Here is a 9,204-nt window from a genome sequence, read left to right on the forward strand (position 1 = left end):
AATAAAAATAAAAATAAATAGATAAACAAAAACACACAAATCCGACCAAGTCTAAAACAAAAAAGACCACTTAAAAGTGGTCTTTTTTGTACATAAAAATAACTTATTTGTCTTTAGCTTCTTTATCAGAATTGGCAGTATGCTTTCTCATAACTCTTGTTTTAAACCCACGAATGTATTGATAGTTGTAATTCATGTATTCATGTGTTAATCCCCAACGTAAAATTTCTGTTGGCTCTTTTTCGTTATCAGCAGTTCTGTTTAATCCTATTGCATGTGGTGCTCCTTTTACAGCTCCCATAATTTCAAAATTAATTCCATCAGGAGACCACTGTACCGTGTTTCTTTCTGGACCATCTGTAGTAATTAACGATGCAATTCCTCCATTGTATGGCCAAACGCATATTTCGTGTCCACTGTTAGAAATTGGATTGTATTCTGATTTTACATAAGGACCTTTAGGATTGTCTGCAATGGCAACTCCATGTCTAATTTGACGACCTCCAAAAGTAATAGCTTCTCCCATTTGTTCTCCTTTGTAGTACAAATAGAACTTTCCTTTGTAAGGAATAATACATGGATCGTGTACTTTGTGACTATCAAAGTCTCCTTTTTTCTCTACAGAAAAACGATCTTGCAAATCATCACCTTTCCAAATTCCATTATCTGCAGGACTTAAAATTGGTTCTTCACTTTTTGTCCAAGGTCCGTTTGGAGATGTAGACCAAGCTAAACCAACTTGATTTTTAACTCTTTTGTTGTATGGATTTTTTACTGTTTGGTAACATAAGTAATACATTCCATCGCTTTCCATAATTTCTACAGTAAACACAGAACGATCATCATAAGAACCTGCTTTACCTCTAGCAACAGCAATTCCTTCTTCTTTCCAAGTAATTCCATCTACAGAAGTTGCATACCAGATATCGCATCTATCCCAAGGGAATACTTTTTCGTTTTCTACATCACCTCCAAATCCTTGAGATTCTCCTGTACTTCTACTATACCAAGTATAATATTTTCCATCGTGTTTAATCATGGCACTAGGATCTCTTCTTACCACTCCTTCTTCGTAAGCAAAATCTCCTTTTAAATCGTACACTTGATATTCAAAGTACCAATCGTTGTTGTGTAACAATTCATCTTTCCACTCTAAAGCTCTTTTAGATGCTGCACTTAATTTGTTTTTATTGGTAATTCCTAAAAAGTCTTGCTTTTCATCACTCAACTCTATTTTCTTTTCACAATCAGTATGTTTATCACCTTTGTGTGTACAAGAAAACAATCCTAACCCTAAAACAACAGGGATTATATATTTTAATTTTTTCATTTTGTTCTAATTATTAATTAAGTTAATGTGTTTGAATACGCTATAATGATGATTCCAACAACCATACAGATTAAACCTAAATACAAAGAATTCTTAGCTCTTTTAGAAGCCGTAAACCATTCCTTAGTAATTAAACCACTAATAATAGCAGTAACTACACAGGCTGTGTTAAAAATAGCGTACCCTACGCTACCTCCTAATTCTTTACCTAATTTAAATGCTGCATAAGCAAATACTACAGAAGCTGCAAAGTTGAACACTCCCATAATACTAGTTAATGCAATGTTTTTACCTAAATGTGGAGTTTTAAATTTTCCCCATAATTTTTTAGCAGATAATTGTTGAATAAAGTAAACTGCAATAGCAACACCTCCAGACATATAAATAACATACATTACCGCAATAGCACTTTTCCAGGGAGCATTTCCTTGGGCTTGTGAAGCACTGTCTATAATTTCTGCACCATAAGAATTGGCAAAACTAAAACCAGTAGCTAACAAACCACCTGCTACAGCTATTAAAATACCTTTAATAACAGATTCTCCTCTGTTAATAGCATAACTAGCTGTTTTTTCATCGTTCATTCTAATAATACCAGCTCTACCATTGGCGATAACTCCTATTAAAACAACTCCTAACCCCATTAATATAGTTACTAGTACATTGGTTTTAGGCAAGCCTACTTGAATAAAAGGTAATAGAGAACCTACTAAAATAATAGTTCCAATAAAAATAGAGAATCCTAAAGACAACCCAATATAGTTGATTGCTTTACCCCACATCATAGCTCCAATTCCCCAAAGAATACTAGATACTACCATTCCTACCAAAACATTTGTTGGAATTGCTCCTAATACATCTGCAAAACCATCAATTAATAAAAATGCAGCTATGTTTGGTACCACAAACGTGTTAATGGCAAAAAACAAACTCCATGTATTCTCAAATTCAAAATCTTTTGTGAATTTTTCTGGCAAAGCATATAATCCTAATAATAGTCCTGCAAGCACTGCAAATAAAACACCTGTAATCATAAAAATAGTTGTTTAAGTTTAGTTATTAAATGTTGTCATTAGCAATTCTAAAAATCTAAGTTTTACTAAAAACAAGGTTGATTTGTATTACCAGCTAAATTTAAAAATAGTAGTACTTTTAAATTCTTCACCTGCTTTGGTAATAGATTTTGGTGAATTTTCTATGTTTGGTCCGTTAGGGAATCTGTGTGTTTCACAACAAAAACCTCTGTACTTTCCAAATTGTTGTCCGTTTTCTCTTTGTATTTCATCAGAAGTATATTTACCTGTATAGAACAACATTCCAGGTTCTGAAGTAGATACTTCTAATTTTCTTGATGTAATGTTTGATGAAATTTCTGCTACTTTTTCTAATTGAAAATTCTCTTTGTCAAAAATGTAATAATGTTCAAAACCATCATTCATGGCAGTGTGTACATTTTTGATAATTTTAGAAGTTCTTAAATCATCATTTTCTCCATTTAAATTTACAACAGCTCCCAGAGCAGCTCCTGTTTCATCCATGGCTAATTTATTACTCGCGTTAATTTTAACACTGTGACCTTCTATAGAAGTTGAAAACCCATTTAAGTTAAAATAAGTATGATTGGTTAATGCCAATGGAGTATCTTGATCTGGAGTTGCTACATAATTAATAGCAAACTCATTTTGATCATTTAAAGTAAAAGTTACAGTTACGGTTACATTTCCAGGAAAACCTTCTTCCAAATCTTTACTTACTAAAGACATGGCAACACCTGATACAAGATCTGTATCTATAATTTTTACGTCCCAAACTTTTTTATCAAACCCAACAACACCTCCGTGTAAATTATTATCGCCGCAGTTAGCTGCCAAAGGATATTCTTTACCGTTTAATGTAAATTTTGAGTTTTTAATTTGAGAACAATATCTCCCTACAGTTCCACCAAAGTAAGGAGCATTGTCTGTATAACTTTTAGAAAAATAATTTTCAAACTGATCAAAACCACAAGCTAAATTCTCTATTTCTCCCTTATCATTTGGCACATTTACAGTGGTTACAGTAGCTCCAAAATTGCTGATTTTAATTTCTACTCCATTGTTATTTTTAATGCTATATAATGCTATATCTTGACCTTGATAGGTTCCAAATTTTGATACTGTTGTTTTCATCAATTTTACTTTTAAATTTTATTTTTCTTCGTATTGTGCTAATTTTTCCCAGTTAAAAATAACTCCTACACCAGGATAGTCTGGAGCCACTGCTCTGTAATTTTCTACTACTAAAGGTCTTGTTGTGTATTCATCAATAGGAAAACTATGTACTTCTAACCAACCTGAATTAGGCTGAGCAGAAACCAAACTTACGTGTAGTTCTTGCATACCGTGAGAACAAGCTGGAATTCCATGCTTATCTGCTAATCTAGCAGCAGCCAACCATCCTGTTACCCCTCCACAATTAGAAGCATCTGGCTGTACAAAAGATAATTTTGCTTGGTCAAATGCATATTCAAATTCGTGAATGGTATGTAAGTTTTCACCCATTGCTAAAGGAAAACCTGTAGCATCGGCAATTTCACCAAAACCTTTGTAATTATCTGGAATAATTGGCTCTTCAAACCAAGTAATATTGTGTTCTTTAAACCCTTCAATCGCTTTAATTGCTTTTTCTACGGTCATAGAATAATTTGCATCTACCATAAAAGTTACATCAGGACCAATGTATTCTCTAACAGCTTTGATACGGTCTAAATCTTCTTGTAAATTTTCACGACCAATTTTAATTTTTACAGCATTAAAACCTCTTTCTAAATAACCTTTCATGTTATTTAACAACTTTTCTATAGGGAACATTAAGTCAATTCCACCACAGTAAGCTTTACAAGTATTTCCTGCTCCTCCAGCCATTTTCCATAAGGGTTGTCCTGCTTTTTTACAACGAATATCCCACAAGGCAATATCTACTGCAGAAATAGCAAAAGAGGCAATACCTCCACGACCTACATAATGAATATGCCATTCTAAAAAGTCATAAATACCTTCTACATCTGTACCATCTTTACCAATTAATACATTTGTAAAATCGTGTTCTACCATGGCTTTAATAGCAAAACCACCTTTACCACCTGTATATGTATATCCTGTACCTTGGCTACCATCTTCTAAAGTAATAGTTACGGTAACTAACTCAAAATGATAATGATCACCGTGTTTAGCATCTGACATTACCTCTGGTAACGGCACTGTAAACAACTGTGTTTTTATGTTTAAAATTTTTGTACTCATAATTGTATGTTAAAAGAGAGTAAAGCCATTGGGACTGTAAACCAAAAAAACAGGAACCCAACAGCTAGTACTCTTAAATATTTCTTATGCTTTGTGTTTGATGTAGAAAGTTTTCTTTTCTAAATATTGTTCAAAACCATATTTACCATCTTCACCACCAGAACCTGATAATTTGTATCCGTTGTGGAAACCTTGGTGTTGTTCACCATGACCTCTGTTCACATAGATTTCACCATATTCTAGTTCATCGTTACATTTCATGATTGTGTTCATGTCGTTTGTAAACACCATCGCAGCTAATCCGTACTCACAATCATTTGCAAAACCAATAACCTGTTCAAAAGAACTAAACTTTAACACTGGTAAAATTGGTCCAAAAGATTCTTCGTGTACAATTGTCATATCTTGTGTTACGTTGGTTAAAACCGTTGGCTCAAACCAATATCCTTTTTCAAACTCAGCACCTTCAGGTCTTTTACCTCCTGCAGCAATGGTAGCTCCTTCTTTTACAGAAACTTCTACTAAGTGCTCCATGTGCTTTAATTCATTTGCATTTACTTTAGGTCCCATATCCGTATCTTCTAACATTGGATCACCTACTTTTATCTTAGCAACTTTTGCTAAGAATTTTTCCATAAACACATCATAAATTTCTTCGTGCACATACATACGTTCGTTACAAGTACAAACTTGTCCACAATTGTCAAAACGAGAATGTAAAGCTGCATCAACTGCTGCATCAATATCTGCATCAGCAAAAACAATAAAAGGGGCTTTACCTCCTAATTCTAATTGAACATGTGTTAAATTGTCTGCTGCGTTACGTGCAATTTGCTGTCCTACAGGTGTAGAACCTGTCATGGTAACCATTTTACAAATAGGGCTCTCTACCAATGCATTCCCCATTGCTCTACCTGGTCCTGTTAAAATGTTGATAACCCCTGCTGGAATTCCAACTTTGTTTGCCAAGTTTCCTAACTCTAAAGTTGCCAATGGAGTTTCTGATGTAGGCTTAATTACAATGGTATTTCCTGCTACTAAAGCAGGTCCTAATTTACGTCCTGCTAATGCGAACGGAAAGTTCCATGCGGTAATAGCAACAACTACTCCTCTTGGTACTTTTTGAATCCAGATTTGCTCATTTGGATTGTCTGAAGGAATAATATCTCCTTCAATTCTTCTAGCTCCTTCACAAGCGTATCTAATAAAAGAAGCTCCAACTGCTACTTCAAAACGAGCTACTTTTAAAAGTTTTCCTTGTTCTTTAACCAATAACTGAGCTAATTCTTCTGTATTAGCTTCAATTTCATCCGCTAATTTGTATAATAAATCAGCACGTTCACGAGCTGGTAATTTTTTCCATTCTTTTTGTGCTTTGTCAGCAGCTTCTAAAGCTTCAATAGCTTCTTCTGCGGTTCCATTTTGCACTTTTGCAACTACTTCTTCTGTAGATGGACTTATGATATCTATGGTTTGTCCTGAAGTTGATGTTCTCCATTCTCCGTTAATAAATAACTGATACTCTTTTACCTGTGACATATTTTTAGTTTTTAGTTAGTTATAGATTTATCTTCCCATCCATCCACCGTCTACTAACATAACGGTACCGTTCATATAAGCAGCTGCTTCTGATGCTAAGAAAACTGTAGGTCCTGCAAAGTCAGTTGCTTCACCCCATCTTCCGGCTGGTATTCTTGATAAGATAGATTCTGATCTTACTGGATCGTTTCTTAATGCTTCTGTATTATCTGTAGCAATGTAACCTGGTGCAATTGCATTTACATTTACTCCTTTACCTGCCCATTCGTTAGCAAAAGCCATAGTTAACTGACCAATTGCTCCTTTACTTGCAGCATATCCTGGTACAGTAATTCCTCCTTGGAATGTTAATAAAGAAGCTGTAAAAATTACTTTACCGTGTCCTCTACTTACCATTTCTTTTCCAATTTCTCTGGTTAAGATAAATTGAGCATTTTGATTTACTTCAATCACTTTATCCCACATTTCATCTGGATGCTCGGCAGCAGGTGCACGTAAAATTGTACCTGCATTATTTACTAGAATATCTATTTGTGGATGCTCTTTTTTTACCTCTGCAATAAATGCATATAAAGATTTTCTATCAGAAAAATCGCATTGGTAAGCGCTAAAAGACTTTCCTGTAGCTTCTACCGCTTTAGAAACTGCACTACCGCTTAATTCTAAAGATGCCGAAACTCCAATAATGTTTGCTCCAGCCTCAGCCAAACCAACAGCCATTGCCATTCCAATTCCTCTTTTACAACCTGTTACTAAAGCTGTTTTTCCCTCTAAACTAAATTTATTTAATATACTCATGATGATTTACTTTTTATAATTGACAATCCATTAACACCTTTAATCCATCAGGATTTTTATCGATGTTTTCGAATACAGTTTGAATTTTAGATAATGGTTGAACATCTGTAATCATTTGTTCAAATGGCAATTCGTTTGCAGTAATTAATTGGATTGATTTTTCATAATCTTCTTTTTCGTAGACACGAGCTCCGATTAACTTTAATTCTTTCCAGAAAAATTTAAACAAATCAATTTCTTTTTTAACCCCATGAATAGCTACCATTACAATTCTACCACGAATTCCAGCTACTTCACACATAACATCCAAAGCAGGCTGTACTCCAGCTACTTCAAAAACAACATCTGCTCTTCTGTCTTCTGTTTTGCTTTTTACATATTCTACCAAATCTACTTCTAAAGGACTTACAGCATCAAAACCTAATTCTTTAGCTTTTGCAATACGAGTAGGATTTACTTCAGAAATAATTACTTGTGCTCCTACTTCTTTAGCCACCATTGCAACTAATAAACCAATAGGCCCACCTCCTAAAACAACAGCAGTTTCACCTTTTACCAATCCACTTAAACGCACATCATGCGCAGCTACTGATAACGGCTCTATTAAAGCAGCTAATTTTAAATCTGTAGACTCTTGTAATTTGTGTAAAGTAAATGCAGGTACATTCCAGTATTGTTGCATAGATCCCGGGCTATCAATCCCAATAAATTTTAACTCTTCACAGATGTGATTAAATCCTTTATCTGATGCTTTTACTTTTCTATCATCTAAAGGACGAACAACAACTTTATCTCCAACCACATAGTCTACTACCCCTTCTCCAACAGCATCAATCACTCCAGACATTTCGTGACCAATTGTTTGTGGCATGTCTACTCTTTTGTCCATCATACCATGGTAGATGTGTACATCTGTACCGCAAACTCCAGAGTATGCTACTTTAATTCTAACCTCTCCATTTTGAGGTTGCTCAATTTCCTTTTCAATTACATCAAAGGTTTTATCACCCTTATATACTGTTGCTATCATCTTAAAAAATTATTAGATTCCAAATAAGGAACTAGTTTCTTATTTGGAACAAATATACAATTAATTGTAAAAAACTCACTTTATTCCATAAAAAAATGTCAAATATGAAATTAGTTTCATATTTGACATTGTTATCATCAACAAAACCCACTAAAACAAAGGGCTCTAAATATAAAAAAGCTCATAAACAATTGTCTAAACAACTATTTATGAACTTCTTATTTAATATTTTTAAGAAAAAAACTACCCTACAAAACCTAATTTTAAAGAAATTTCCTTCGCGTATTTTGCTATTACTTCACCTTTTTTATCAAAGTCTTTAGAAGGTAATCTACCATGGGGTGCTGTAATCCAAATAGCAGCTACGGGAACACCATATTCGTTAAAAACAGGAGCTCCAACACAATTAATCCCCTGAATATCTTCTCCATTATCTACAGCGTATCCTATTTTTTTAACTTGTTTTAATTGTTCTTTAAACACTTCTTTAGAAACTAGGGTGTTTTCTGTAAAAGGAGTAAACTCTATTTGATCTACAATGGCATTCATTTCATTTTCTGGCAAATGAGCTAAAATAGATTTTCCACCTACAGAACTGTGTAAGCTAAACTGTGTTCCTTGCTCTACAAATAATTTTACTGGGTACGATGAAGCTACTTGTTCTAAAATAGTTCCTTTGTCTCCCAAAATAATTCCCAACATTACAGATTCTTTTAACTCATCTCTTGTGGCTCTCATTATATCTATAGAAACTTCTGCAATACTTTGCTCGTTCATTGCAGATAAACCTAAAGTCAACATTTTTCTGGAAAGCGTAATTTTTTTAGTTGTTTCGTTTTTTTGTAGATAATTTTTAAAAATTAAAGTATTAATAATTCTAAAAGCCGAAGTTTTAGTAATAGCTAATTTTTCTATAATTTCTGCTAACGTTAAACCTCCTTTACAAGTAGCCAATAATTCAATAATCATTAATCCACGTTCTAAGTTGGGTACGTTGTATGCAGGTTTGCTTTCTTCGTTTAAAATACTCATCTACTTCTAATTCTTTTGTATGAGCAAAAGTAGTATTATTTACGGAAACTTATCATTTAATAAAAAAGTCAAAAGTCAAGGAGTGGAATGCGTTTAAAGAGGATCAATCACAAAAGTTGTGTGTGAATTAGGATAGTTTTAGTTTTGAGGTTTAAATTTATTCGTATTGGAACTTACTTTAGACCTTTTAAAAC

At 33.7% G+C, this 9,204-nt stretch carries 8 protein-coding genes; all 8 read right to left on the minus strand.

What is annotated here, in order from left to right; translation table 11 throughout:
- Positions 1-103: 103 nt before the first annotated feature.
- A complete protein-coding gene (locus GGR97_RS08745; protein WP_167898135.1) occupies positions 104-1,330 on the minus strand; it encodes a glycoside hydrolase family 117 protein in 1,227 nt (408 codons plus the stop codon).
- Positions 1,331-1,347: 17 nt separating this feature from the next.
- Complete coding sequence (locus GGR97_RS08750) at positions 1,348-2,364, minus strand: L-rhamnose/proton symporter RhaT (protein WP_167898136.1); 1,017 nt, start codon at positions 2,362-2,364, stop codon at positions 1,348-1,350.
- Between the two features lie 87 nt (positions 2,365-2,451).
- Positions 2,452-3,498: an aldose epimerase family protein gene (locus tag GGR97_RS08755; protein WP_167898137.1), complete on the minus strand. Its 1,047-nt coding sequence runs from the start codon at positions 3,496-3,498 to the stop codon at positions 2,452-2,454.
- An 18-nt stretch (positions 3,499-3,516) separates the two neighbouring features.
- Positions 3,517-4,611 (minus strand): mandelate racemase/muconate lactonizing enzyme family protein, encoded by a 1,095-nt coding sequence (locus tag GGR97_RS08760; protein ID WP_167898138.1) that lies wholly within the window; start codon positions 4,609-4,611, stop codon positions 3,517-3,519.
- 84 nt (positions 4,612-4,695) lie between these two features.
- Positions 4,696-6,150, minus strand: a complete 1,455-nt coding sequence (gene aldA / locus GGR97_RS08765; RefSeq protein WP_167898139.1) for an aldehyde dehydrogenase — start codon at positions 6,148-6,150, stop codon at positions 4,696-4,698.
- Positions 6,151-6,177: 27 nt separating this feature from the next.
- Entirely contained in the window at positions 6,178-6,942 is a 765-nt protein-coding gene (locus GGR97_RS08770) for an SDR family NAD(P)-dependent oxidoreductase (RefSeq protein ID WP_317165747.1), read from the minus strand.
- A gap of 19 nt (positions 6,943-6,961) precedes the next feature.
- Complete coding sequence (locus GGR97_RS08775) at positions 6,962-7,978, minus strand: zinc-dependent alcohol dehydrogenase (protein ID WP_167898141.1); 1,017 nt, start codon at positions 7,976-7,978, stop codon at positions 6,962-6,964.
- 243 nt (positions 7,979-8,221) lie between these two features.
- Positions 8,222-9,010, minus strand: coding sequence for an IclR family transcriptional regulator (locus GGR97_RS08780; RefSeq protein ID WP_167898142.1), 789 nt, complete (start codon positions 9,008-9,010; stop codon positions 8,222-8,224).
- Positions 9,011-9,204 lie beyond the last annotated feature (194 nt).

The organism is Wenyingzhuangia aestuarii, assembly GCF_011927765.1.
In the GTDB taxonomy this organism is placed as follows: domain Bacteria; phylum Bacteroidota; class Bacteroidia; order Flavobacteriales; family Flavobacteriaceae; genus Wenyingzhuangia; species Wenyingzhuangia aestuarii.

What these genes read in the sequence shown, in the direction of transcription:
- GGR97_RS08775 (WP_167898141.1), bottom strand. Translation starts at nt 7,978, where the DNA reads ATGATAGCAACAGTATATAAGGGTGATAAAACCTTTGATGTAATTGAA.
- GGR97_RS08745 (WP_167898135.1), bottom strand. Translation starts at nt 1,330, where the DNA reads ATGAAAAAATTAAAATATATAATCCCTGTTGTTTTAGGGTTAGGATTG.
- GGR97_RS08755 (WP_167898137.1), bottom strand. Translation starts at nt 3,498, where the DNA reads ATGAAAACAACAGTATCAAAATTTGGAACCTATCAAGGTCAAGATATA.
- aldA (WP_167898139.1), bottom strand. Translation starts at nt 6,150, where the DNA reads ATGTCACAGGTAAAAGAGTATCAGTTATTTATTAACGGAGAATGGAGA.
- GGR97_RS08750 (WP_167898136.1), bottom strand. Translation starts at nt 2,364, where the DNA reads ATGATTACAGGTGTTTTATTTGCAGTGCTTGCAGGACTATTATTAGGA.
- GGR97_RS08780 (WP_167898142.1), bottom strand. Translation starts at nt 9,010, where the DNA reads ATGAGTATTTTAAACGAAGAAAGCAAACCTGCATACAACGTACCCAAC.
- GGR97_RS08760 (WP_167898138.1), bottom strand. Translation starts at nt 4,611, where the DNA reads ATGAGTACAAAAATTTTAAACATAAAAACACAGTTGTTTACAGTGCCG.